This window comes from Nostoc sp., assembly GCF_036919675.1.
Classification (GTDB): domain Bacteria; phylum Cyanobacteriota; class Cyanobacteriia; order Cyanobacteriales; family Nostocaceae; genus Nostoc.
In genome coordinates, this window is sequence record NZ_JBALCP010000060.1 from 12,061 (window position 1) to 36,759 (window position 24,699).

At 39.2% G+C, this 24,699-nt stretch carries 22 protein-coding genes and 1 riboswitch; of the genes, 11 read left to right on the forward strand and 11 right to left on the reverse strand.

Annotated features, from left to right (window positions below; all coding sequences use genetic code 11):
- The first annotated feature begins 31 nt into the window (after positions 1–31).
- Together V7K49_RS11855 and V7K49_RS11860 are read left to right on the forward strand one after the other, a co-directional pair.
- On the forward strand, positions 32–1,504 hold the full coding sequence (locus V7K49_RS11855) for an AAA family ATPase (RefSeq protein WP_335205657.1): 1,473 nt from the start codon (positions 32–34) through the stop codon (positions 1,502–1,504).
- A 2-nt stretch (positions 1,505–1,506) separates the two neighbouring features.
- Positions 1,507–2,460, forward strand: coding sequence for a hypothetical protein (locus V7K49_RS11860; protein ID WP_335205658.1), 954 nt, complete (start codon positions 1,507–1,509; stop codon positions 2,458–2,460).
- A gap of 127 nt (positions 2,461–2,587) precedes the next feature.
- Here V7K49_RS11860 and V7K49_RS11865 read toward each other — a convergent pair whose 3' ends face one another.
- Positions 2,588–3,928 carry a voltage-gated chloride channel family protein gene (locus tag V7K49_RS11865; RefSeq protein WP_335205659.1) on the reverse strand — a complete coding sequence of 447 codons (1,341 nt, stop codon included), beginning with the start codon at positions 3,926–3,928 and terminating at the stop codon, positions 2,588–2,590.
- 95 nt (positions 3,929–4,023) lie between these two features.
- A riboswitch (Fluoride riboswitch) is annotated at positions 4,024–4,107 on the reverse strand.
- A gap of 285 nt (positions 4,108–4,392) precedes the next feature.
- Positions 4,393–4,599 carry a hypothetical protein gene (locus V7K49_RS11870; protein WP_335205660.1) on the reverse strand — a complete coding sequence of 69 codons (207 nt, stop codon included), beginning with the start codon at positions 4,597–4,599 and terminating at the stop codon, positions 4,393–4,395.
- A gap of 528 nt (positions 4,600–5,127) precedes the next feature.
- Here V7K49_RS11870 and V7K49_RS11875 point away from each other — a divergent pair.
- From V7K49_RS11875 to V7K49_RS11895, 5 genes are all read left to right on the forward strand, one after another.
- Positions 5,128–5,997 (forward strand): zinc metalloprotease HtpX, encoded by an 870-nt coding sequence (locus V7K49_RS11875; protein ID WP_335205661.1) that lies wholly within the window; start codon positions 5,128–5,130, stop codon positions 5,995–5,997.
- A 105-nt stretch (positions 5,998–6,102) separates the two neighbouring features.
- Complete coding sequence (locus V7K49_RS11880) at positions 6,103–6,525, forward strand: hypothetical protein (protein WP_335205662.1); 423 nt, start codon at positions 6,103–6,105, stop codon at positions 6,523–6,525.
- A gap of 73 nt (positions 6,526–6,598) precedes the next feature.
- Complete coding sequence (locus V7K49_RS11885) at positions 6,599–6,730, forward strand: hypothetical protein (protein ID WP_335205663.1); 132 nt, start codon at positions 6,599–6,601, stop codon at positions 6,728–6,730.
- Positions 6,731–6,938: 208 nt separating this feature from the next.
- The gene (locus V7K49_RS11890) at positions 6,939–8,219 is read left to right on the forward strand and encodes a M16 family metallopeptidase (protein WP_335205664.1); all 1,281 of its coding nucleotides are present in this window, start codon (positions 6,939–6,941) and stop codon (positions 8,217–8,219) included.
- A 110-nt stretch (positions 8,220–8,329) separates the two neighbouring features.
- Positions 8,330–9,190, forward strand: coding sequence for a fructosamine kinase family protein (locus tag V7K49_RS11895; protein WP_335205665.1), 861 nt, complete (start codon positions 8,330–8,332; stop codon positions 9,188–9,190).
- Between the two features lie 680 nt (positions 9,191–9,870).
- Here the strand turns inward: V7K49_RS11895 and V7K49_RS11900 are convergent.
- Complete coding sequence (locus tag V7K49_RS11900; protein ID WP_335205666.1) at positions 9,871–10,200, reverse strand: TMEM14 family protein; 330 nt, start codon at positions 10,198–10,200, stop codon at positions 9,871–9,873.
- A gap of 102 nt (positions 10,201–10,302) precedes the next feature.
- Between V7K49_RS11900 and V7K49_RS11905 the strand changes: the two genes are divergently transcribed.
- The 3 genes from V7K49_RS11905 to V7K49_RS11915 all read left to right on the forward strand — a co-directional run bounded on the left by V7K49_RS11905 (position 10,303) and on the right by V7K49_RS11915 (position 14,739).
- Positions 10,303–11,643: an ATP-binding protein gene (locus tag V7K49_RS11905; protein ID WP_335205667.1), complete on the forward strand. Its 1,341-nt coding sequence runs from the start codon at positions 10,303–10,305 to the stop codon at positions 11,641–11,643.
- Positions 11,644–11,976: 333 nt separating this feature from the next.
- On the forward strand, positions 11,977–13,314 hold the full coding sequence (locus tag V7K49_RS11910; RefSeq protein WP_335205668.1) for a tellurite resistance TerB C-terminal domain-containing protein: 1,338 nt from the start codon (positions 11,977–11,979) through the stop codon (positions 13,312–13,314).
- A gap of 96 nt (positions 13,315–13,410) precedes the next feature.
- Complete coding sequence (locus V7K49_RS11915) at positions 13,411–14,739, forward strand: ATP-binding protein (protein WP_335205669.1); 1,329 nt, start codon at positions 13,411–13,413, stop codon at positions 14,737–14,739.
- A gap of 484 nt (positions 14,740–15,223) precedes the next feature.
- On the opposite strand, the gene V7K49_RS11920 is transcribed toward V7K49_RS11915, so the two are convergent.
- Both V7K49_RS11920 and V7K49_RS11925 read right to left on the reverse strand, forming a co-directional pair.
- Entirely contained in the window at positions 15,224–15,706 is a 483-nt protein-coding gene (locus tag V7K49_RS11920) for a cupin domain-containing protein (protein ID WP_335205670.1), read from the reverse strand.
- Between the two features lie 223 nt (positions 15,707–15,929).
- The gene (locus V7K49_RS11925; RefSeq protein WP_335205759.1) at positions 15,930–17,111 is read right to left on the reverse strand and encodes an AGE family epimerase/isomerase; all 1,182 of its coding nucleotides are present in this window, start codon (positions 17,109–17,111) and stop codon (positions 15,930–15,932) included.
- A 246-nt stretch (positions 17,112–17,357) separates the two neighbouring features.
- Here V7K49_RS11925 and V7K49_RS11930 point away from each other — a divergent pair, with 246 nt between their 5' ends.
- Positions 17,358–18,242: an aspartoacylase gene (locus tag V7K49_RS11930; RefSeq protein ID WP_334867617.1), complete on the forward strand. Its 885-nt coding sequence runs from the start codon at positions 17,358–17,360 to the stop codon at positions 18,240–18,242.
- A 230-nt stretch (positions 18,243–18,472) separates the two neighbouring features.
- On the opposite strand, the gene V7K49_RS11935 is transcribed toward V7K49_RS11930, so the two are convergent.
- From V7K49_RS11935 to acs, 6 genes are all read right to left on the reverse strand, one after another.
- Positions 18,473–19,132 (reverse strand): dCTP deaminase domain-containing protein, encoded by a 660-nt coding sequence (locus V7K49_RS11935; RefSeq protein ID WP_335205671.1) that lies wholly within the window; start codon positions 19,130–19,132, stop codon positions 18,473–18,475.
- The gene (locus V7K49_RS11940) at positions 19,129–19,662 is read right to left on the reverse strand and encodes a hypothetical protein (protein ID WP_334867613.1); all 534 of its coding nucleotides are present in this window, start codon (positions 19,660–19,662) and stop codon (positions 19,129–19,131) included. The genes V7K49_RS11935 and V7K49_RS11940 overlap by 4 nt, the downstream gene beginning before the upstream one ends.
- 421 nt (positions 19,663–20,083) lie before the next feature.
- Positions 20,084–21,070 carry a nucleotide kinase domain-containing protein gene (locus V7K49_RS11945; RefSeq protein ID WP_334867611.1) on the reverse strand — a complete coding sequence of 329 codons (987 nt, stop codon included), beginning with the start codon at positions 21,068–21,070 and terminating at the stop codon, positions 20,084–20,086.
- 225 nt (positions 21,071–21,295) lie between these two features.
- Positions 21,296–21,436, reverse strand: coding sequence for a hypothetical protein (locus V7K49_RS11950; RefSeq protein WP_334867609.1), 141 nt, complete (start codon positions 21,434–21,436; stop codon positions 21,296–21,298).
- Between the two features lie 35 nt (positions 21,437–21,471).
- The gene (locus V7K49_RS11955) at positions 21,472–22,158 is read right to left on the reverse strand and encodes a tetratricopeptide repeat protein (RefSeq protein WP_334867607.1); all 687 of its coding nucleotides are present in this window, start codon (positions 22,156–22,158) and stop codon (positions 21,472–21,474) included.
- A 121-nt stretch (positions 22,159–22,279) separates the two neighbouring features.
- Positions 22,280–24,253 carry an acetate--CoA ligase gene (gene acs / locus V7K49_RS11960; protein ID WP_335205672.1) on the reverse strand — a complete coding sequence of 658 codons (1,974 nt, stop codon included), beginning with the start codon at positions 24,251–24,253 and terminating at the stop codon, positions 22,280–22,282.
- Between the last annotated feature and the right edge of the window lie 446 nt (positions 24,254–24,699).

Sequence of the window (24,699 nt, forward strand, 5' to 3'; positions counted from 1 at the left end):
GTTAGTATCAAGTTGGCAATAGGAGCTTTTTATGAAATTACTACGAGTTCAAGTTCCAGATTTTCGCATTTTAAAGAACGTTGATATAACTTTTGAACCAGAATTTATTCCTAGTATTTTCCCCCTTGGAAGTCAAAATGGTGGTGGCAAAAGTACACTTTTGCAATTAATTTTTATTTTATTGCATTGTTCTACTGATTCTGACAAAAAAGATTTTGTAAAAAATATACTTTATGGATTTACGATTAATAACAATTCTAATAAAAGAGTATTAGCCATAATTGATATCTGGAATGAGGATAAAATTGTACAACTTGAATTTTTATCTTATAATGACTCTTATTTGAGGGAGCTATTGATATCAAAAGAGAAGACCGAGGTTGATAATGATAACTATCTACAATTTTCTGCTTCAAATCAATTAGAGAAAATTATCAAGAAGATTTCAATTACTGAAAAGGAAATACAGGGTTTAGAGAAAGCTATTAATAGATTAGATAGTGTGAGAAAAATTGAGAGTAATGAGGAGAAAAATTATATATTTAGAGAGTTAGTGTTAGAACTTCAAAAATTTGAATTTAGAACTCCTAAACTAAGATTAGCAATAGCAAATATAGCTATAGAAGGATTTCAAGATGAAGTTCAAACAAGACTCGATATATCTAAATTAAATCTGGAAAAATATTATGAACAACGTGAGCAGCTTTACCGTATTTCACAAAGAGTTTTAAAATATTTGCAATCAGAAAAACTACTATATATTTGTAATTATTCAGCTAATGATAATAAAGATGAAGAGGAAGTTTTACTTTGCCGTATCAATAACATAGATATGAACAAAGTAGAAATATTCATGAAGGAGTTATCACAAAAAATATTTCTTGCGGCTCCTTCTACACAAGTTTTTCTTTTTAATTCTAAAGAATCTAGAAAACTATTATTTAAAAAGCAGGATAATGAAACTGACTACTATTCCCAGCTTAAATTAGCCAAATCTAAATTACCAGGCTTTTTTACGTATGATTTTCTGGCTGTAGATATCCTTATTGAAGCCTTTAAGTCTGCTCGAGACAAAGACTTTGCAGAAGCTATCAAAAAAGGTGAGTATGGTAATAGCTACAAAGCCCTAATAAATGATTTAAATATAATATTGTTGAATAAAAAAATAAATGTAGATACAGATTTATCAGGTGTCAGTTTTAAATTAGATAAAGATGATTTAGAACTATATCCCGAAGACCTCAGTCATGGTGAGTTAAAAAGATTGAGTATCTATATGTGGATAAAGTACCATAATATAGAAAATGCGATTGTACTAATGGATGAAATTGAAACAGCATTTCATCCAGATTGGCAATATCAAATAATTGCAGATATCAACCAATGGTCGCCAAGTAATCAATATATTCTTGCAACTCACTCATACGAGTTATGTCAAGCTCTTACACCTGCTCACGTTAAGGAACTAGAACCAAAACTTTTAAAGTCAGAAGCTAAAAATTAAATATGAGTCTTAAGCCAGAACAACTAAAACAACATTGTGAAATAATCATTAGCTCTCGTAGAATTAAAAATAAGATCGTTGTACTGTGCGAAGGCGAAGGTGGTATTTGGGACACCGAAGGCAGACCGTCACCTCAGTCATATAGCAAGATGGAACAGATGCCAGATTCCAACTTTTACAAGGCGTGTGTTCCAAAACTATGGAGTCAATATCGACCAGAGTTTTTTAACTGCGGAGATCGTAAAGATGTATTAGATACATATTTTACTCTTTCAAAGTTGCATGATGAAAATAATAATAATTCATATTTAAGTTTAGAAAAACTTTTTGCAATAGTAGATGTTGATCTACAAACACAAAATATAACAAAAGAATATAGTTATACTTTTTCAGATACAGAAGCAATTTTCTGCGATCTTTATAAAAAACTCAATATAAATGAAGAAAATGCCAAACAGCATCGTATATGGGTTACGGGTTTAATACATAAAGAAGCATATTTTATCATACCTGAACTACAACCAATATTTGATACTTTTTCTACACTTTATGATAGTAAATCTCTACTACTTAGAGAGATTTATCTGAGTATGGCAGATGCGATCATTACTGATTCTGATTTAAAAAGTAATTTATCAAAAGTATCTAATCGCATTAGTCATTGCTCTGGATTAGATTGTACTGCAATAGATAAATTGAGAAATTCATGGAAAGAACAGTTTCAAAACGCTCAAAATAATACAGAGGAGAATGAGTTAATTTTAGCTTTATTGACATTCAATAAAGCTAAGTATTACTGGAACCAAATTCAACCACCAATTGACTGGACTTCTTCAGTTGAGACATTTAAAGATCAACTATTGTTAGAAATAGGAAGATATTATTCAGAACAAAGTAATCATACTAAATATCATATTCCTTGCTTTTTTAAAATTTTAAAACAATTTGCTGAATAACTCTAATAGATAAACCATTCGAGTCTGTAAGACTTTAATCTCAGTCGCTATGTCAATCTTTGGTGTTAAAGCCTGATCCTGCTCATATACAGCACTTTCCCAACTATCCATTAATTGCATCAATAAATTATTCCTGAGAATTACTTCCTCCTTCTTCGCTATCATCGGGTAAATCAATTTTTGGCTTAACTTTTTCTCGTCCATAATTAGCCAAAGTTACCCCTTCTTCTAAATATACAGCAGAGTATTTACTCAACCCGATACGCTGTGAAGTATAAATTCCAGAATGACCCGAAAATAGGTAGCTCACTACACAGCCAATCGCAATAAATACTCCCGATTCTAAACCAAATAATTCAATTCCCATTAAGGTTGATGCTAAAGGCGTATTTGCTGCACCTGCAAACACACCCACAAATCCCATCCCTGCTAACAGTGGTGCAGGTAATGCTAAAAGCAATGACAAAGCATTACCTAAAGTTGCACCAATAAAAAATAAAGGTGTCACTTCTCCTCCCTTAAAACCTGCTCCTAAAGTTAGAGCAGTCATACCAAATTTTGCTGCAAAATCCCAAGGAGGTAGCTGAGTGGAGAAAGAATCAACGATAGTAGGGATACCAAGTCCAATATATTTAGTTGTACCACTTAACCCAACAATTGCTGCTATTATCGCACCGCCTATTAAAGGACGCATTGGAGGATAAGATATCTTTGCTTTAAAGAAGTGACCAATTTTGTGAGTTACTTGAGCAAAGAATCTCGCTACAATTCCAAAGATTGCACCTGCGATAATGGCAGCAATCAACCCCCAAATTGTCAGCGTCGGTATAGTGGGAGCGTGTCGGTATGCAGTATGATGCAAACCCAATAGTAAGGTTACTTGATTTCCAACGATCGCAGCAATTAAAGAAGGGAAAAGAGCGTCGTAATTAATTTTACCAATCGCTAAAACTTCTAGACCAAATACGGTTCCAGCTAAGGGAGTACCAAAAACTGAAGCAAATCCCCCACTGATACCTGCCGTTAATAAAATTCGCCGATTGGCTCCTTGAAAATGTAATATTTTAGTTAACTGATCTGCCAAAGAAGCGCCCATTTGCAATGCTGTACCTTCACGACCGGCTGAACCTCCAAATAAATGTGTAAGGTCTGTTCCTAATAAAACAAGAGGAGCCATACGGAAGGGAATAACATTTTTGGGGTTATGGATTTCTTCAAGTAAAAGATTATTTCCAGCTTCTACAGTCCGACCGAATTGATGATAAATCCAACCACTCAAGAAGCCTCCAAGGGGCAGCAAAGCGATAATCCAGCGATGCGATTCTCGCCAATCAGTTGCCCATTCTAATGATGCTAAAAGAGCCGCAGAAGCTGTTCCAGCAAGAATGCCAACCACAACGGAAATAGGCAACCACTTAATTAGGTGTGGTAATGCAATAAACGGTTCAAATTGACGAAAGTGTTTCATACCATGACTCCTTGAGGTGCGATTTGTAGACTTACGCTTTCTACAGGGGAGTCAGGTAATGCATTTAGCCAAGCCCTACTCTCCCGCAGTCAGCGGAGAAAGTAGGAGCCATCAGCCTTTCAGTGATAGTTTTTAGGACTGGAAAGGCGGTTTCGGCGAGCTCCATCGCCATTGATTTAACTTTACAGCAGAATTCAAGTATTTGAACCACATCTGTCGTAGGGGCGCAAGGCCTTGCACCCCTACCGCGTGGTCTATTTACCTGACAATAGCTGTAAATCAAGGATACCATTTTTGCTAACAGGTGTATGAAGCACAAGGAATAAATTCAAAACCTGTATATAGCGATTCTCATTTAATGAGGGACACGGCATTGCTGTGTCCTACCTTGTATCTGTGTTCATCTGTGGTTAATTATTCTTTCTGTACCTTACCCATGCGGGAATCGTTATAAGTGTCTGCATCTAAAGTAAGTACAGCATTTCATTAATTCGTAGCGAATAAAATTTGGCAATACCTTGCAATGCTAATGCATCTCCCTGCAATGCCAATGCATAGCGATGCAATGTTAATGTGTCTCCCTGCAATGCCAATGCATGGCGATGCAATGTTAATGTGTCCCCCTGCAATGCTAATGCATCCCGATACAATGTTAATCCGTCCCTCTGCATTGAAAACGCTATGCTTTTACGCCAACTGTATTAAGGGACTTCCAAATAGAAAAACGTCCAAAAAACTGATCCAACAACCCTCTCTATTTCTCATTTCTCCGTATCGCGCCAGTTGCTACAACTCTTAGATGTATTGGCTCCCCATAAGCGACTGCCGTGGGAAAATACGTAATACACAGGCTTCTCTACGCCTCTGCGGTTTGTTTTTTGAATAACTTATTTCTTAGAAATCCCTAATGGCGTAGGCATAGCCCGGCGTAGGCATCGCACTTGTAATTTATGCCTGGATAAACAATTTACTACTATAGATAGATGTCTTTTTATTATCGATTAATATATTTTTTTTACCAATAGAACAATTATCAAAAACAACTAAATTAGTATTTATAAAAGTTAAGTAGGAAAACCGTACTTCTTTGATAGGTTTTCTGTACCATATATCTAAGTTTAGCTGGATAGAATCAAAATGTAGCTTAAGTAATGCTGTTTTCTAGAAAATTTCCACAGCATTAGCAGGAGAGCAAAAATATGACAAATCAATTGAAAACGGCTGGTTTGCTAGCTGCACTAAGTGGTCTTTTGATCGCAATTAGTTACTGGGTAATTGGCGGTAGTAGTGGCTTGATCATCGGAATCGGCTTGGCGGCAGTAACAAACTTGTTTTCGTGGTATCAATCAGATAAGATTGCGCTGGCAGTATACCGCGCCCAGCCTGTGAGTGAAAGGGAAGCACCAGGACTTTATCGGATGGTGCAGAGATTAAGCGATCGCGCTAATATTCCCATGCCCAGAGTTTACATCGTTCCAAGCCAAGGTGCTAACGCCTTCGCTACAGGACGCGATCCAGCAAACGCTGCTGTTGCTGTCACCGAACGCATTTTGAATATATTGCCAGATGACGAACTCGAAGGCGTTATCGCCCACGAACTTACCCACATTATTAATCGTGACACCCTCACACAAGCTGTTGCTGCTACTGTTGCTGGTGCTATCTCATTCCTAGCGCAAATGGTGAGTTACAGCTTATGGTTTGGCGGTGGTTCACGAGATGACAACAGAGGGGCAAATCCTTTGGGAGTTTTGTTAACAGTAATGCTTGCGCCAGTGGCTGCGACGATTATTCAGCTAGCAATTTCGCGCACACGAGAATTCTCTGCTGATGCAGGTTCGGCTAGATTAACTGGTAATCCCCGTGCCTTAGCCAGGGCATTACAACGCTTAGAAGCCTCAGCAAGGCAGATGCCTTTAAATGCTAATCCAGCATTTGAGCCGTTATTAATTATCAATTCTATCTCTGGACAGTTTCTAGGTAACTTGTTCTCCAGTCACCCTGCTACAGAGGTGCGAGTTGCAGCATTGCTTAAATTAGAGCAACAACTACCAACAAAAGCTTATTAAATTTTTGTCATTAGTCATTTGCTTCCATCAGCTATGACTAATGATTATCGTTATAGGGTGCAGTTTTCATCCGAGAGTAAGCATTGTAATTAAGGATTTTTAACTATGACTCCTAACAACATCGAATCCTTTGAAACGACAATAATTGAATCTACCGAATCCATAGTAATTGTAGAAATTAGTCCTCAAACCGACGAATTAGTAGAAACCGAAATGGCTGGAGAAAGTAATGAAGTGAAGCGCGAAACCAAAGCGCTGATTGAGGCACTAGAAAGACGCAGCCAAGCAGAGTCAGCAGGTACTCTCACCCGTGAAACCTATTTGAAAGCTGTGCGACAAGCACGGGAATTAATTGAAGACAGGAAACTGATAGAACGCGATCGCTTAGAAGACTCTTGGGCGATAATTCAGGATGAAGCTGAGAGAAACTGGCACTTAATGATGAAAGACTTAGTAGACTTCAGCTTTCGCCTGCAAAAGGCGGCTACTGCTGCTTGGGAAACCTTCAATAACCCTTACCCTCGTTAGTTCGACGAACCTCTTTCTGTGTTGAACTTTAGTTCAAGTCTGTCCCAATACGCTTGGGTTAAGGCTTAACTCTTTGTCAAAATCAATTTTAAGGAATCGCAAAGAACGCATTCGCGTAGCGTCTCCAAGAGTTGAACGCATTCGCGTAGCGTCTCGTAGAGAAGGAAGAGAAGGAAGAAATATACAGCAGATTGCAGGTAAATGAAGTACACAGGTAGGGGCACAGCACTGCTGTGCCCTTAAAATTATCTGTACCTCACCAAGTTGCAATCATGCTGTATATCGAAGTCTGTCCCTCTCGCTCGTCATAGAGGGACAGGTTTTGCGTAGTAAAACCTCTTAGAGGTATTTCTTATATAATTTTCGGTGACGGATAAGATAAAGAAGTAACATAGCTCCTCACACAAGTAGCAATGACTTCAACCCTACGGAAATTTCCTCGTCTTAATACCCCAACCGTGCATCAGTTGCCCAATGGTTTGACAATCATCGCGGAGCAGATGCCAGTTGAAGCTGTAAACCTCAACGTCTGGATTAAAGTTGGTTCAGCGGTAGAACCTGATGCCATTAACGGTATGGCTCACTTTTTAGAGCATATGATTTTTAAGGGAACAGAACAACTGGCTAGCGGCGAGTTTGAACGGCGAATTGAAGAACGGGGTGCTGTTACCAATGCCGCTACTAGCCAAGACTATACTCATTACTACATAACCACTGCGCCCAAAGATTTTGCCGATCTGGCTCCACTACAAATAGATGTAGTATCAAATGCTAGTATTCCTGATGATGCTTTTGAACGGGAGCGATTAGTAGTTTTAGAAGAAATTAGGCGTTCAGAGGATAATCCCCAACGGCGGACATTTCGACGGGTGATGGAGACAGCGTTTACCGAGTTACCTTATCGCCGGGCGGTATTGGGGCCGGAATCGGTGATTGCCGAACTTAAACCCCAACAGATGCGAGATTTTCACACTAGTTGGTATCAACCCCAGTCAATTACTGCTGTAGCTGTGGGCAATTTGCCTGTGGAAGAATTAATTGCAACCGTTGCTGAAGGATTTACAAAAGCTAATAAAATTCACCACTCTCCACTCCCCACTCAGCCCTCAACACTAAATCCTGAGTCACCATTTACAGAAATTGTCCGTCGAGAATTTGTAGATGAAAGTCTCCAGCAAGCAAGGCTAGTGATGGTTTGGCGGGTTCCAGGAATGACTCAGTTAGATCGCACCTATGGACTGGATGTTTTAGCAGGAATTTTGGGACATGGACGGACATCAAGACTGGTGAGGGATTTACGAGAAGAACGGGGATTGGTTTCTTCAATTTCTGTGAGCAATATGAGCAATCAGCTGCAAGGGACATTTTATATTTCAGCTAAATGTGCAGTGGAAAATTTAGCAGAAGTAGAGGATGCGATCGCTCAACACATTCGCAAAGTCCAAACCGAGTTAGTCACAGAATCAGAAATTGCCCGTGTGCGGCGGCGAGTAGCTAACAGATTTATATTTGGCAATGAAACACCAAGCGATCGCTCGGGGTTGTATGGTTACTATCAGTCCTTGCTGGGAGATTTAGAACCCGCCTTTAACTACCCAGATTATATTCAGAGCCAAGATGCAACTGACTTGATGCAAGCAGCCAAAGAGTATCTTTCCCCAAATGCTTATGGTGTAGTTGTCGTCAAGCCATAAATTAGAAAATAGGGCATTGGGCATTAATCAATAGTTCTTCTTCCCTTGCTCCCCCTGCTCCCGTGCTGCGCTGCTCCCCTGCTCTTTCATCCCCACTCCCCAATTTAATCATGTGGACTCAAATCGATGCTCATATTAGCCAGGTGACTGGCGAAAAATTTCAGAGTCAGCAACGGCGATCGGTTGGTGGCGGGTGCATCAACCAAGGTTATGCTATCTCCAATGGTGAGATAACCTACTTCCTTAAGATTAACCAAGCATCCCAAGTTGCGATGTTTGAGGCTGAGGCAATGGGTTTAAAAGAAATGCTAGCAACAGTTAGTATTCGCGTCCCCAAACCTCTAAGCTGGGGTGTAGCTGAGAATTCTAGCTACATCGTGCTGGAATGGTTAGAACTTGGTAGCGGTAACAGCAATTCGTGGGAAGAGATGGGGCGCAAGTTGGCGGCGATGCATAAAGCTAGCAGTAGTGAAGGTTTTGGTTGGAAAATTAACAATACTATTGGTTCAACGCCCCAAATCAATACTTGGACAGCAGACTGGACAGAATTTTATATTAAACATCGCCTGGGTTATCAATTTCAGTTGGCAAGGCGACGAGGAGGAAATTTCCCCCAAGAAGAAAAATTACTAGCAGCTATCCCGGAACTATTGCCGCACCAGGTGCAACCTTCTTTAGTACATGGCGATTTATGGGGCGGAAATGCTGGGTGTACAGCCTCAGGAGAACCCGTGATTTTTGATCCAGCAACTTATTTTGGCGATCGCGAAGTTGATATTGCCATGACAGAATTATTTGGTGGGTTCCCCGCAGCCTTTTACAAAGGTTATAACGAAGTCTTTCCTTTAGATCCAGGCTATGAGCAGAGAAAAACGCTCTATAACCTGTATCACATTTTGAATCACTTCAATTTATTTGGGGGCGGTTATGGTTCCCAGGCGAACCGGATGATTGACCAGATTTTGCGCTAATTACAGCATTTCATTAGATTCATAGCGAATTAAATTTAGCAATGCCCTGTAATGCCAATGCGTCAGCTTGCATTGTTAATGCGTCGGCTTGCATTGTTAATGTGTCAGCTTGCATTATTAATGCGTCAGCTTGCATTGTTAATGTGTCAGCTTGCATTATTAATGCGTCAGTTTGTATTGTTAATGCATCTTAACGCAATGCCAATGCATTCCCTTGGAATGTTAATGCATTCCCTTGGAATGTTAATGCGTTCCCCTGCATTGAAAACGCTACGCTTTTACGCAAAACTGTATTAAGTACACTATTGCAGAAACACAGGAACACTCGATTGGTTAATTCACTGCTGCAAATTATCACCTCCCTCTGGAAGAACGCCTTAATATCGTTAGAACTTACGCACACTCTACGATTCTTCACTACGAGACGCTTTGCGTTGGCGTTGACGCAGCCTCTCGTAGAGAAGCTCTTGTAGAGAAGGCGTCCTTGGCGTCTTCGCGGTTCGATAAATTAAACTTTTTGGCGATTTTTGCGTAAGTTCTAAGCGTGACAAAAAACAGCAGGGTAGTTATTGCTTAGAGACTGATGCTACCTTAAGGGACTGACAAAAAATAAATTATCCAAAATTATTTGTACATTTGTAGGGGCGCAAGGCCTTGCGCCCCTACGATGCGATGTTTTTTTAACTGGAAGTCCCTAAAGCCACAAATTGATTCGCCATCACCGCCAATGCCAAGATACCCAAAATCGTCATTAATCCCGCAGGCATAAACTTGCGTGTTTTAGCCAGTCGAAATCCAAAGACGACTACTAAAACAACAGTAATTAACACAGCTAAAATCGAACCCCAGGTTTGTCCTTGGAATTGAAAGTAAGCGGCAAGTATTAGTAATAAACCGCTAATACTACCGCTTAGGAGTGAAACCTTACTTTTAGCCTGAATGTAGCCAATAATGCCACCAACAATCGCTAATACGCCGTAGGCAAGAGCAGCAATTATACTTAAATTCATTGTTAAAACCTATGTAGACTTTGACTTTACTGCCAGGGTCAGCAGACAATTTACCATAGTTATTTAGCTATACCACACAGTTTATTGATGGACAATTAAGTGATGCCAATGACAAATATTTCTTCATATACAAAGGTTCAATATCTCCAACGCCAAGCAGCCTCACTTTTACTCTACCAGTCTGTTCTGCAAGGCGAAGTGGGGATGGCATTTCTGGAACTGTTGCAAGCTATACGTTACACTGACGCCGATGCACGCGGTTGCCTCCAAGCCTACGGCAGTTACTTCCACGCTTTGGCTGCTAGAAATCAAAACTGGGAAGACTATTTAATTACTCAACTTCTCTTCTCTAAGAATCCTTTTACAAGGCTGGCTGAAGTGCGAGAATTTAAAGATTTGCCCCCAGCTTTAGTAGCAGCAGTTGAGCATGATTTACAAATATTGCAAAGTCTCTATAAATGTAGCAGCGCTTCTTTGAGTGAGTGGATACAAGGCGTAGCTCATATGCCGATTTCACCAGTAGTGTGGTATAAAGAGCAAGAATTGATAGGAGTAGAGACAAAGTTCACTACATATCTACAAGAGTTAGATAATTGGGGTGATGCTGTAGAAGAGTTAGCGGCTTATTATCAGCAATGTGGCTCTGGTTTATTTGCAGAATATCGCGCTTTACGCTGGCAAGCTGGGCAGTTTATCGGTATTCGGTATTCTGACCCAGTTAAGCTGAGTGCGCTTGTAGGTTACGAGCCTCAAAGAGATGCTTTGCTAAAAAATACAGAGTTTTTATTATCAGGAGAGATGGCATTGCATGTATTACTTTACGGTAGTCGAGGTTCTGGCAAATCTTCTTTGGTGAAATCTTTGTTGAATGAATATAGTAATCGCAGCCTCCGCTTGTTGGAAGTGTCAAAATCTGATTTAAAAGACTTACCAGAAATTGTGGAACATTTACGGGGAGTGTCACAAAAATTTATCATCTTTGTCGATGACCTTTCATTTGAAGAAGATGATGATGCCTTTAAAGCCCTCAAGGTAGTTTTAGAAGGTAATTTAACCGCACGGCCGAAAAATGTAGTTGTGTATGCTACTTCCAACCGCCGCCACCTAATTCGGGAGTTTCATGTGGATAGACCTGCACCTAAGGATAATGAGGAAATCCATGCCTGGGATACGATGCAGGAGAAACTTTCGTTTAGCGATCGCTTTGGTTTAACCTTGACCTTTGAACCAGCCAATCAGAAAACTTATTTAAAGATTGTACAACATCTAGCCGCACAAGCTGAAATTAATATTACTCAAGAAGATTTGGAATTTCAAGCATTACAGTGGGCAACTCGCCATAATGGTCGTTCTGGACGCACAGCACGGCAGTTTGTAGATTTTTTAAAAGCAGATTTAAGACTCTTTAATGTAAATAAGGATACATCCAACACTTCTGATTAAAATTAGTTCATTAATGATTGCACTTTTTTGTTACTTACAGAACAATGTTATGTATTAGTAACTAAAACTAGAGATTTCAGAACGACTATGATACCAAAATTGGGAAAAATGTCTTGTTTCAGCAAACAGAACAACAGATTGAAACTCTTTTTTAGTAAGTATTATTCTCTGTGTATTCTAATTACGTTAGTGTAGCGTAAAGCCTTCTCTTCTCCTACAGCCCTTTGGGCATCCTCCGGCAGGCACTAGCCTCTGGCAATGTGAGAAGGGGAGACGCTGTTCGCGTTCGCTCGTTAGCGAGTCTGTGAGCGTCATTACGAATTATAAATTAGTATGAGAGCTACTTATTCTGATAATTTAACTACGCTAAAAACCAGCAATATGCAATCAGTAATGATCAGCAATCGATTTATCTTAGGGATAGTTGCCTTTAGTGTGAGTTTTGGCCTTAGCCTCGTCCCAAACTGGGATTTTAATAAAGCCTTTATCACAGGTGTAATTACTGCCGTTATTATCTATGCAGCAGCATTATTCGTAGATAAGCGACGCAGAAATTATGAAATGTTTGTTTTAGGTTCTCTCCGCAAGCGAATTAAAGAAATGGAGGGATTGAAGGCTCGTGTTGTCAGAGAAATTAATCAAATCGAAGAACATCATAATTTATTATATGCAGAGTCACAACAACTGCAAAATCAAGTCACAGAAAGCCGTAACCAAAGGGATAGTATACATCGAGAATTAAGAACATTTGCAGGGCAGAAAAAGCAGTTAGAAACTGAAATCAATAATCTGCAAACTGAAATTAATAACTTGCATAAAAATCAAGCAGAATTAAACAATGCTTTTTCTGTTCTCACAGCAGAGAAGCGCCGTCTAGAGTCAAATTGCAATGGCTCTCGCACTGAAATTACTCAGTTGCAAAGTCAAATTTCCGAACTTAAGCAAGAAAAACAAGAAGTTGAAAGCAATTTAACTCTTTTAGGCAGACTTAAACCCCAATTAGAAGAAAAACTATACGAAATGCGAATTGCAATTCAAGAGCTAGAAGTTGAGACAAGCCAAAAAAATCAATTGCTGGTAGCAACAAAAACTGAAAGAGAAAATATCCAAGCTATCCTGAATTCTTCACAAACCCAGCTAGGAGAAATAAAAGCTGAATTACAGGAGTTACAAGGGCAGGTTTCATTATTACAAGAAGAACGAGACTCATTACAAAATCAAGTTTGGGAATTACTCCAACAAATAGAAACATTCAATCAAGAACCTTTATCTGATAATTCCCAGGAAGATGATCCTGAATTGTTTCCTTTTTCTGAAATAATGGAAACTACAGCAATCACAGACACTTCAGAAGTTGATACATCAGAGAATATACCTGAAGAATGGACTAATTTTTTAGAAAATCTCCCACGATCTGAACTAGAAGTATTAAAAGCTATAGTCGAACAAGATAATCCCAAGGCTGCTATTAAAAAAATTGCCGAAGCAAACATCACTATGCCGAATCTGTTAATCGATTCTATAAATGAACAGGCAAATGATACTATTGGTGAATTAATTATTAATTCAGATTTAGAAATTCCAGAAGTTTACCCTGAGCATATGATGTATGTCAAAAAAATGATTGCAATGGATGAAGATTTTATGGCTAGACATGCTTCGTCAAATTAAATTATTATTGCTGTCGTCAGATTAGTAGTAAGGTGAATATGTGCCTCACCTACTTACTGCGTGCTTCTGCATTTAGAATAAAGTGATGTGTAATATATGGCAAAGCTCAAAATCTCGAAAAAAATCTCCACTGCTTTAATCAATTCCCTTGGTGCGGGGGTAGTACCAAGAATGGGAGTTGAACATATAGCAGTAGGTCGAGAAAAAGAACTAAAAAGCCTATTACAAAATCTCGATGATATTGCAGAAGGTGTAGCAGCATTTCGCTTCATAATTGGTAACTACGGTTCTGGGAAAAGTTTTTTACTGCAACTAATTCGCAACCATGCTATGGAGCAAGGTTTTGTAGTAGCTGATGCTGATTTATCCTCTGAACGTCGATTAGCAGGAAGCAACCATGAAGGTGTAGCCACCTATCGAGAATTAATGAGCCACTTAGCTACAAAAACTCGTCCTGATGGTGGTGCTTTAGTCTCAATTTTAGAAGGATGGATTAATAAAATTCAACAAGAAGTGGTTAAAGAAAGTGGAATGCGTCCGAATGACGATGGCTTTGATGACCAAGTTGAATCGAAAATTAGGGAAGTAGTTCAGTATATTGAAGGCTTAGTTCATGGATTTGATTTTGGTAGCGTTATAATCGCTTATTGGCGTGGCTACCGATTGGATGATGATAATTTAAAAAATGCGGCGATGCGCTGGTTACGTGGAGAATTTACTACTAAAGTTGAGGCAAAAGCAGCTTTAGGAGTGCGCGTCATTATTGATGATGATAGTTGGTATGATTACATCAAACTCTTTGCTAAATTTGTAGCTGAAATTGGCTATAAAGGACTGTTAATTATACTTGATGAAGCTGTACATTTATATCAAATATCTACTACAGTCACGCGGGAAAAGAACTATAATAGACTTTTAGCAATGTTTAACGATACCATGCAATGTAAAGCAGAACATCTTGGTATTGTTATTGGTGGAACAACTAAATTTTTAGAAGATCCCAAACGAGGACTTTTTGCAGACCAAGCTTGGCAAAGACGCACAAAGGAAAGCCGTTTTGTTGCACAATCTGGCGTTCAGGAGTATTTGGGGCCAGTAATTCGATTGAACCCATTGAGTGAAGGAGAAATCTTGACGCTTTTGCAACGTTTAGCTGAAATTCATGCACTCAATTTTGGGTATGAACAGACTTTGACAAATCGCGAGTTGAAGGAGTTTGTCCAAGAAATTGTTAATCGCTTGGGTGCAGAAGCATTACTGACACCAGGGGAAATTGTGCGAGATTTTATGAGTGTGCTGAATATTCTTCACCAAAATCCAGGAATTGCTTTTGCTGAATTAATTCATGGCTCTAAATTTAAACCTACTTCTATGGGTAAGGATGCAGATGTGGATGAGGATGGCGCAGCAGAATTTAGTCTGTAATTAATAATGAAGACACTGAGTTAGAATAATAAGCAGATTGTAAAACCTTCTTTAAAATATTATTTAAATCTTCAGTTTTCTATGATACTTTGCAAAGTTGATAAGCTCTTCCACATTTAACTTGAGAGGGTTAATACGATTAAAGTCTGACAGATCGATGGTACTTTGCTGAGAACTCTGGCGACTCATATCGTCATCTGTATGATGCTATTTCAAATACTAATACGCTTGGGTTAAGGTTAGCAGTCTTTGTAAAAGTCATTTTTTTTAACGAAGCACAGAGACGCAGAGAAGCCATTGCGCCCTCGCGGTTCCCGGACTTGTACCCCTACGGAGATATTGCTAGCAAGAGCATCTCCGACAGGAGAAGCAACTGGCGCTACACAGAGAGAATAAAGAGAAGGAAAAATTTTCTTAACCCAAGCGTATTGTTTTAAATACTAATGAGTAAACCTCTAACAAAAGTCGAAATCTATCATCAAATTCATCTGTTTTGAGGATTGATTAAAATAGCTTTTGGTTGATTAGCATTAAATAGAGAAGCAGCCAACAGAATAATCGCCTTGTCTGTTTGGTTTTCTCCATAATGAACTATTCCGGGATATTCAACTAAAGAATCTCCAACTGTAAGCTGTATAGTTTTCCCTTTTTGAAGAATCAATTCTGTGCCGTTAGCTTTCGTTGCTTTAGCTTTTCCTTCTAAAACAGTAAAAGTTAAAGTTCCCGCCTCTACTCGTGCAATCTGCATTCCCGGATGAGTATGAGTAGGGAGTTTTGTTCTTGGTGCGATGGTATAGCGGACAAGCTCAAGAATCTGCTTTTGATCTTGAGTAGGATAACCACTCGCTAAAACTTCACGGGTAACAGATTTAGTGTAAGTATTGGGTGAGGAGATTTCTTGGCTCTTAACAACTACACTGCCAAAAGCTAAAATAGCTAAGGGGAGAATCACAGACAGTTTTCTCATATTAAAAGTTTTTTGTTTGGGCAATACCTTTAATTAAATCATTCTGTATCGTATTTAATTCGAGAACAATGCTTCTTATATTAGGATGAGTTAAATCGTGCAGATGGTGCTCTGATCGAGATTAAACTGACTGCGTTGTTTACCGCCGCAGGCATCGCAATAACTGAAGCTGTCGTTACCTCAGCTTCGGTTGTGGTTATGAACATGAATTTTTGTAATAAATCTATTGCAAAGAAGTAGCGATCGCCTCAAATTGCTGCCAACAAAGGTACAATGCCCGCGGTACGTGAAAACATCCTTTCCATTTGCCACCTTTAAGGTTCAACAATACTTCCCCACGCCGATTGAGGTAGCCAAACCACTCTCCGTATTCTGAATCAGCAAAGTGTGACCAGGTGTAATCATGCATTTTTTGATACCATTCCCAACATACCTCACGCCCAGTCAGGCGATAGCCCATTGCTAATGCAACCAAAGACTCTAGGTGAACCCACCACAGCTTTTGATCCCATTCCAATTGCTGTGGGGGATGACCGTCTGCATCCATAAAGTAATACAATCCGCCATACTCACTATCCCAGGCAAAATTCAGGATATTTAGCACCACATCAACGGCTTGGTTAATAGTTTTGGTATCGTTTTTCCGGTGGGCGATATCCATGATGAACCACATAGCTTCGATACCGTGACCTGGGTTAATCAGCCGTCCCTCAAAACAATCTATGTGGGAAGCGTCAGGGGCAACGTTTTCGGACATTAGTCCCCGTTCTTGGTCGAGAAAATCGGTCATCACTTCGCGGACTGTCTCAGCTAAGACATTATCTAGTGTTTCCTTTGGCAGCAACCATTCCATTTCTAGAGTCAGGTTGGCTAAAATCATTGGTACAGCCAATGATTTCATGGGGCGTGTGCCGGGATAGGTTTTATTATATTTGCCCTTCGGGTTGTCCTTGCGGCGTAATACGTTGTTATAAGCCTGCATTGCCACATCCTTTGCCCATTCTTCGCCGCCAGCGAGTGCATATTGACTAAATGCCATCGCTGCAAAGCAATCAGAGAAGATATTGTAAGGCTCAACTAGTGGTTTACCTTCACGGGTGAGGGCAAAGTACCAGTTCCCATCACTATCTCTGCCGTGTTTGGCGAGAAAATTAGCGCCATTGCTGGCAATTTTCAACCAGTTTTCGCGTTTTTCTAGCTGGTTGCAAAGCATAGAAAAAGTCCACACTTGGCGGTTTTGCAGCCAGATGAATTTGTCTGTATCATAAATTTTGCCGTAGCGATCGAGGCAGGTGAAATATCCGCCTTGCTGCCAATCGAGAGAATATTTTTCCCAAAATGGAAGGACATCGTTGAGGAGGGCGTTTTTGTAAAATTCAGCGATTGTTTGAAAGTCATGCTCCATAAATTTCCTCCCCTTTTGTGCTAAAGCTAACAGCTTAACAGTTATCACATTTTGGCTCGAATATGGAGCGATCGCGTCACTCTCTGACAAGATTTCGTCAGCAGCAGTTATACTTTTATCTTGTATCTTGCACTATTCTCAATAACCGTAGGGGAGCCAGTGCAGTCCTGGCGTTTCTCCAAGTAAAACAACTGGCGTTGGGCATTATAGCGTCCACTTGACAAGTTTTTTAGATATGAGGTAGTTATGAGTCAGATTGAACGAGTTGCGATCGTTGGAGGAAACCACGGTAATGAGTTAACAGGAATACATCTAGTCAAAAGGTTTCAGCAGTATCCTAATTTAATCAACAGAGCAAGTTTTGAAACTCTGGCATTACTTGGCAATCTCAAAGCTATTGAAGAAGGCAAACGATACATTGACAAGGATTTAAATCGTTGCTTCACCAATCAAGGCTTACAAAATCAGCAACTTTCAAGTTATGAAGATACACGGGCAAAAGCAATCCAACAGATACTGCAACCGCAAAATCAGCCCTTTGTGGATGTAATTGTTGATTTGCACAGTACAACTGCCAACATGGGTTTAAGTCTGATTTTTTGTGATCTGCATCCTTTCTTACTTCGGTTAGGCGCTTATTTAAGTTCTATCAATCCGATGGTAAAGGTTTTTGTTAATCAACAATCTAGAGAAAGTGGTTTTCTCCGTTCTTTGTGCGAATTAGGTTTTGTTATAGAAGTTGGTGCTGTGGCTCAGAATATTTTAAATGCAGAATTGTTTCAGCAAACAGAGCAGCTTATTTATGCAATTATAGACTATTTTGAAGGGTGCAATCAAGGTAATATTCCGCAGATAAACAGCACGCTTACACTCTATCAATACATTGAGACTATCGATTATCCTAGAAGCGATGCCTACGGCGGGGAAATTCAAGCCATGATTCATCCGCAGCTTCAGTTTAGAGATTATGAACCTCTGAATCCAGGTGATCCAATGTTTCTGACTTTTGAAGGAAAAGATATTTTTTATGAGGGAGAGTCTACCGTTTATCCTATTTTTATTAATGAAGCAGCTTACTACGAGAAAGGAATTGCAATGTATCTAACTCAAAAACAACAAGAGGTAGTTTAAGAAGCGTTGCATAATAGGAAAAACCAGTAGTTTAATTTATTCGCCCTTCTAACCAAGATTATATTTGTATTTCATTTATTATCCTAATAAATCTAACAAGCTTTCTCATCCTAAAGTACTTGATATTTCGCAAACTTGTACTTATTTCGTGTAAGTATATAGCCACAGTTTGGATTCATTTCACCAATTTAAAATTAATAGATGGCAAGAGAAGATTTAACCATATTGAGTCATGGCTGTATAAATCTATCCACTACTACCTTTGCAAAAGCAAGTATAACACCAATAGCAATCGTAAAGACAAAAGCCTGTTTAACAGAATAATTCTCTATTTTTTTCTCCATATCATCCAAACGTTTTACTAAATAAGGAAGAGAAGAAACTAAATCAGGACTATTCATTAAATCAGTGGGAATTGAATCATAACCTACCTTATTTCGGGGATTTTCGTCATCTTTATCCAAGTCTGCATACCATATAGAAAAAACCCTCTCACCTCTTCCTATATTAAAGTTAAGAGGACCAGCATTATAAACAGCAAAAATTAGTTTGCCACTATAGCCAGGATCGACATGAAAACCTGAAACATTAATCAGCCCATTTGATTTAAATTTAAATTTCATTGAAATAAACGCAAGTGCATTGTTTGGAACTTTGATTGTTTCAGAAGTTATCAGAAATGCAAACTGCCCTGGAGGAATAGGAACAGTTTCTTTATCTCTAAGAATAATTTTTTTTCGCTCTCTCAAAGGTGTATCAGGAAGGGCTGAAATATAAACTTCTTCCCCCATACACAATTCATACGATGCAGACTCAATTTGATCGGCATTAAATGGTTCAATTAAACTAGGAAGATGAGACATCAAAGTTTGTGATGACCAAAAACTCATTTTTTCACCTGCAAGATATCGTTGAGTGAATGTTTTATTTCTACAGAACCTAAACGCCTACTAGACTCTTCCAAAATAAAAATATTTCGTGAATGTGCTTCACGAACGAGAAGGAAAAAAAACCTTCGTATATTTTTATTCCAGGTTGCTCTAATGGGGTAATCTTCTTGGTGATCTGTTGCTTCACAAGCCTTAGCTAATTCAGCAAGAAGCCGAATATATTCATCAATGAAATTACCGTCAATATAATTTATTCCATCAATCACCAACTCTTCTGCTAAATAAATTCCTAATAGGTTACTTGCAGAGACAATCATTATAAATGAATCAATAAATACCCTCCTATTTTCCTCTGCTGAAACAGGTAGAGACGAAAGAATTCCGAGATATTTAACGAGGTGCAGCGCAATATGATTCATTCGCCGGCAAATGCCAAGTGCAACAATTTCAGGATGATAAATTTCATCATGCTTCATTTGTAAACGTTGATAGGCATTTAATTCTTCAGTTGAAATTAGGTTGTTTGACATGACTTTTGACTGATTTTGTTCTTCAAATTTAGCCAGTTTCTCTCCCTATATTGAGGTAACTAGATAGTTAAACTAACAATTTTATATTTAACACCCTCACATTGGTTATTAGACGGACTGTGAACTGCACAACACCTTCAGATGAGTAATTAAAATGATAGCTTTTTTAGAATACATCGATAGGTATAAAGTTACAGTAATTCATCTAGAATATGCTAAACAATAGCTAAATTGTAGTATGCTTCATTAGATTATCCTTCTTTTAAATGGAAAAATGAGTACTGCTGAACAGTGATGATTGTACCACTTAATAAGCACAGAATGTAATTTTGATATATTATCTTTAATTTCAGATATTATTTATAAGATAAAATATAATTTCAAGCATAATTGCTGATAATTTTTATTTAGTAATTGTGAATTAGCAATTTGTAAGGGTGGGAATTTTTGTTTGTTTAATTTTATCGTTAATACACCATTTAGGCGGATAAAAATAATCAATTGCTTGAGGCGTTACAGTAAATTTTGATTTTATCTTTTTGCGATTACTTTTCAATTCCGGAAATGCTGCTCGGCAGTATTTATCAGTTTCACAAAACAGATTTTGACAGTCTATAGCCTGTAACGGACGACCCCAGAGTGATTGAAAATTTAACCCTAACCTTTGAAATTCTTTCTCTTGGTTTTCAGTCATCCAATGAATAATGTTAGTGTATGTTTTATCATCTATATTAACGAAACACTTGCTGATACCACGTTCGGCTCCGGGGCCTGGTATAGTAAAACTGTTTTCGTCAAAGTTGATAATTTCACTATAGTTAATATCTGTTGCTAATTGGTAAGCCATAAACTTACCTAGCAATGGATATTCTTGAATTATCTGAAAAACGGCTTCAAAATTTTTGGCTTTGACTATGCGATTAATTACCCTATCTTGGACAACCATTTTATCAATTAATGCCAAATGATTTTGGTGTTTTTTATCATAACCAAACTCTTTGCTAGCACAAGACATATATGCACTGGTATAAATGACATATCCAAGATTCATAGCCTCTTGTAATATTTCTGAATATGTATTTGGATCGAAATTAGACAGTGTAATATAGTCTCCTATTTTGTTTTCTAAATATTCCCATGTTTCTTTTTTATTAAAGATTTTAAATAGTAGAATCCGTAAAATTACTTCTTCTTCATTCTTGCTCCTATTCTCATCGTAAATTACGTTTTTGATCAAATATTGTGAAACGCGATCGCTTGCTCGATATGCATTACAAAATTTATAAATATTAATAATCGGGTCAGTCGTCCAGGGTGGTGGTACGTTGTTAATTTTGTTGAAAAATACTTCCTGGCGCATAGTTGCAAATCGCCAATATGTATCAAAAATTTCTTGTCTTACTTGCATACACGTTTCTTTTGGTTCGTCGTCATCAGTTTTTAACCCTCCTTAATTATGAGGTACTAATCCGAGTTGATTGTCGGTTAAGCTCAAAACCCCGATTGTGATATATCTTGAGAATCAACTAGGTAAAAGGAATTCCAGCAGAAATAATTTTATTCACACAATCCAGGGTAGGCAATTTTGCCCACCCCATACAGATTTTACACAGTTATCTGAAACTTATTTAAACTACGCACCTTCGCACAACTTATCCAACAGACTGAGATCCTCTAACGTCAAAGTATCACCAGATGCCAAATTCCGCAGCAACTGCCGCATAATACCCGATCGCATTACTGGCAAAGCATCCTTAAAGCTAATCGTCAGCAAATCTTCTTAACTTTTACCACTGAATAATGTGATTTTCATGAAACACTAGGCTGATCACCAGTTTTGATCTCTCGCAAGATTCGTTCGACTTGGTTAACTTTTTCACCTCTATTCTGTGCTTTAAAAATATTTAAAGCTTTTTGTAGAGAAGATAGTGCCTCATCTTTTTTATTTGTTTGCCACAATGCTAGTGCAAAATTAGTCAGCCCCTCGCCATAATTAGGATTAATTTCTAGAGCTTTTTTATATTCAGTAATGGCTTCTTCCCAGCGACTTTCGCTAGCATAAACAATACCGATCGCATTGTAGGCTAGAGCATATTTTGGCTGGATGCGAATGGCTTCTCGATAAGAGCTAATTGCTTCTTCTGATTTCTTTTGCCGAAAAAGCACATTTCCCAGTTGAAAGCGTCCAAAAGCATCGTCTGGGAATTTTTTAATTAACTTGCGTAAATTTTCCTCTGCACCTGTTAAGTCTCCCTGATTAAATGAAGCATTGGCTTGTTGCATCATCTGCGATCGCTCTGTTGATCCTGTGTCTGGAGCTTGAGACTGTGCTAGTTTTTGTGGTTGTCTCTGTGCATACTGTTCAGGGGAATGCAAAGAAACTTTTGCTGGAACCGCTAACACTAGTGGTGATATCCCCATTCCAGTGATGATACTTAGCGTCATGCCACTAAAAGATTGAACAAATGCTGATTTAAGTTTGTGCTTCAACTTCATCGCCCTGAGTGCCTCAATAATGTTCTAATCTTTATAATAAATTGAGGTGCGTTAGCGTGTAATGCATCACAAGATAGACGGGGCGCAGATATATGTGCCCCTACTAGGCTCATGGAATTATTTACGTACCTTGCCGTAATTTATCCAACACGCTTTTATCTTCCAATGTCGAAATATCCCCAGATACTTCTTCACCCGCAGCTAGATTCCGCAGCAATCGGCGCATAATCTTACCCGATCGCGTTTTAGGCAAAGCATCGGTAAAGCGAATTTCTCCCGGACGAGCGATCGCACCAATTTGTTTGACAACGTGCTGTTTGAGTTCTTTACTCAGTTCTTCACTTCCCTGATAACTGCCTTCTAGAGTCACAAAAGCAACTACTTCTTCACCCTTAAGTTCATCTGGTTTACCCACTACCGCCGCTTCTGTAACCGCTGGGTGAGAAACCAAGGCTGATTCTACTTCCATTGTACCAAGCCGATGGCCTGACACATTCAGTACGTCATCCACACGACCCGTTATCCAAAAGTAACCATCCTCATCGCGTCTGGCGCCATCACCAGCAAAGTAAGTATAGTTACCATCTTTGGGCGGGATGTGTTCCCAGTAGGTGCGGCGGAAGCGTTCTGGATCGCCGTAGACTGTCCGCATCATTCCTGGCCAAGGATGTCGCACCGCCAAATAACCGCTTTCATTATTGGGTACGGTGTTTCCTTCTAAATCTACGATATCTGCGATAATTCCTGGGAAGGGAAGAGTTGCTGAACCCGGTTTGGTGGGAATTGCCCCTGGTAGGGGTGTAATCATGATTCCGCCTGTTTCCGTTTGCCACCAGGTATCAACAATTGGACAACGTTCACCACCAATTACTTTGTGATACCACATCCAAGGGTTCGGGTTAATTGGTTCGCCGACAGTTCCTAGCAAACGCAACGAAGACAGGTTTCGCGCATTCGGATGTTGTTCTCCCATCTTAATAAATGCTCGAATTGCCGTAGGTGCAGTATAAAAAATATTGACACCGTATTTTTCAATCACATCCCATGTACAACCAGGATTAGAAGCACGGGGCGCACCTTCATACATCAGGCTCGTTGCACCGTTGGAAAGAGGGCCGTAGACAATGTAGCTGTGTCCAGTAATCCAACCTACATCGGCGGTACACCAGTATACATCTGTATCTTGCAGGTCGAATATCCACTTGGTGGTAATGTGGGTATATAAATTATAACCAGCAGTTGTATGCACTATCCCCTTCGGTTTGCCGGTGCTGCCTGAAGTGTAGAGGATAAACAGCATATCTTCGCTGTCCATTGGTTCGGCGGGACAATCTGCTGATACTCCTTTTTGCAAATCATGCCACCAATGATCGCGTCCGCCCAACTGCATATAAGTTTCTTGTCCGGTGCGCTTCACAACCAGGACATTTTCTACACTGGGAACAGCACCATCAGCTAAGGCTTTATCTACCTGTTCCTTGAGAGGAACGATCGCATCTTTGCGCCAACCACCATCAGCTGTAATTACCAGTTTAGCTTTAATATCAATTAAGCGATCGCGCAAAGCTTCGGCACTAAAACCACCAAATACCACACTGTGGGGTGCGCCAATTCTGGCACAAGCTAACATGGCGATCGCAGCTTCGGGAATCATCGGCATATAAATACCAACGCGATCGCCTTTTTGTACACCCAGTTGCTTCAATACATTGGCGAACTGGCAAACTTCCCGGTGCAGTTGGGCATAGGTAAGGGTACGCGAATCTCCTGGTTCTCCTTCCCAAATCAATGCTGCTTTATTCTTACGCCAAGTTGTGAGATGTCTGTCAAGGCAGTTGTAAGAAATATTAATCTTACCGCCAACGAACCATTTTGCAAAAGGCGGTTGCCAGTCTAATACTGTATCCCATTTTTGGAACCATTCTAATTCTGTTGTAGCCAAATCTGCCCAAAATTGCTGCGGATCGGCTTTGGCTTTAGCATAGAGACGCTGATAGTCATCCAGGCTTTTAATATGGGCATTCTGTGAGAATTCCGAGGCAGGATGAAAGAGGCGGTTCTCTTGTGGGATTGATTCTATACTTGGTTGAGACATGATTACATTTGCAAACGGTATTGTTACTGAAAACTATTTTTAGCTTAGTTGTGCCAGACAGTGTTTAAATTTTCCTGAAGCTGAATAGAAATTGCAAGGTATTTAGCTTACACCAACCAAAACCAAGCAATAAAAAAAGGTGTGATATCTATAGGTCATTGAGCCTGAGAATATTTTGCCATGAAAAGATATAAGTGTGGTGTAAAGCACATATTATACCGCTTGTAGTTGATAATAGGGTGCGTAAACCGTTATTATTGCCAGAATCAAACTTTCACCTAGATTTAATTGGGAAGAAGTTATCTTGTCATCCCCTGCCTCAAGAAACTTTAGATATTGCTGACAGGTTGTTAAAGAGTAAAAGCTTGTCTGTAACACCTATAAAGCAAGGAGTAATAGGAAATATATCTTCTTTTTTGGACTATAAACCAGGAATGCCCCTTGTA

Coding starts and splice junctions, on each gene's coding strand:
- V7K49_RS11855 (WP_335205657.1), top strand. CDS start 32: ATGAAATTACTACGAGTTCAAGTTCCAGATTTTCGCATTTTAAAGAAC.
- V7K49_RS11860 (WP_335205658.1), top strand. CDS start 1,507: ATGAGTCTTAAGCCAGAACAACTAAAACAACATTGTGAAATAATCATT.
- V7K49_RS11865 (WP_335205659.1), bottom strand. CDS start 3,928: ATGAAACACTTTCGTCAATTTGAACCGTTTATTGCATTACCACACCTA.
- V7K49_RS11870 (WP_335205660.1), bottom strand. CDS start 4,599: ATGCAGAGGGACGGATTAACATTGTATCGGGATGCATTAGCATTGCAG.
- V7K49_RS11875 (WP_335205661.1), top strand. CDS start 5,128: ATGACAAATCAATTGAAAACGGCTGGTTTGCTAGCTGCACTAAGTGGT.
- V7K49_RS11880 (WP_335205662.1), top strand. CDS start 6,103: ATGACTCCTAACAACATCGAATCCTTTGAAACGACAATAATTGAATCT.
- V7K49_RS11890 (WP_335205664.1), top strand. CDS start 6,939: ATGACTTCAACCCTACGGAAATTTCCTCGTCTTAATACCCCAACCGTG.
- V7K49_RS11895 (WP_335205665.1), top strand. CDS start 8,330: ATGTGGACTCAAATCGATGCTCATATTAGCCAGGTGACTGGCGAAAAA.
- V7K49_RS11900 (WP_335205666.1), bottom strand. CDS start 10,200: ATGAATTTAAGTATAATTGCTGCTCTTGCCTACGGCGTATTAGCGATT.
- V7K49_RS11905 (WP_335205667.1), top strand. CDS start 10,303: ATGCCAATGACAAATATTTCTTCATATACAAAGGTTCAATATCTCCAA.
- V7K49_RS11910 (WP_335205668.1), top strand. CDS start 11,977: ATGAGAGCTACTTATTCTGATAATTTAACTACGCTAAAAACCAGCAAT.
- V7K49_RS11915 (WP_335205669.1), top strand. CDS start 13,411: ATGGCAAAGCTCAAAATCTCGAAAAAAATCTCCACTGCTTTAATCAAT.
- V7K49_RS11920 (WP_335205670.1), bottom strand. CDS start 15,706: ATGAGAAAACTGTCTGTGATTCTCCCCTTAGCTATTTTAGCTTTTGGC.
- V7K49_RS11925 (WP_335205759.1), bottom strand. CDS start 17,111: ATGGAGCATGACTTTCAAACAATCGCTGAATTTTACAAAAACGCCCTC.
- V7K49_RS11930 (WP_334867617.1), top strand. CDS start 17,358: ATGAGTCAGATTGAACGAGTTGCGATCGTTGGAGGAAACCACGGTAAT.
- V7K49_RS11935 (WP_335205671.1), bottom strand. CDS start 19,132: ATGAGTTTTTGGTCATCACAAACTTTGATGTCTCATCTTCCTAGTTTA.
- V7K49_RS11940 (WP_334867613.1), bottom strand. CDS start 19,662: ATGTCAAACAACCTAATTTCAACTGAAGAATTAAATGCCTATCAACGT.
- V7K49_RS11945 (WP_334867611.1), bottom strand. CDS start 21,070: ATGCAAGTAAGACAAGAAATTTTTGATACATATTGGCGATTTGCAACT.
- V7K49_RS11955 (WP_334867607.1), bottom strand. CDS start 22,158: ATGAAGTTGAAGCACAAACTTAAATCAGCATTTGTTCAATCTTTTAGT.
- acs (WP_335205672.1), bottom strand. CDS start 24,253: ATGTCTCAACCAAGTATAGAATCAATCCCACAAGAGAACCGCCTCTTT.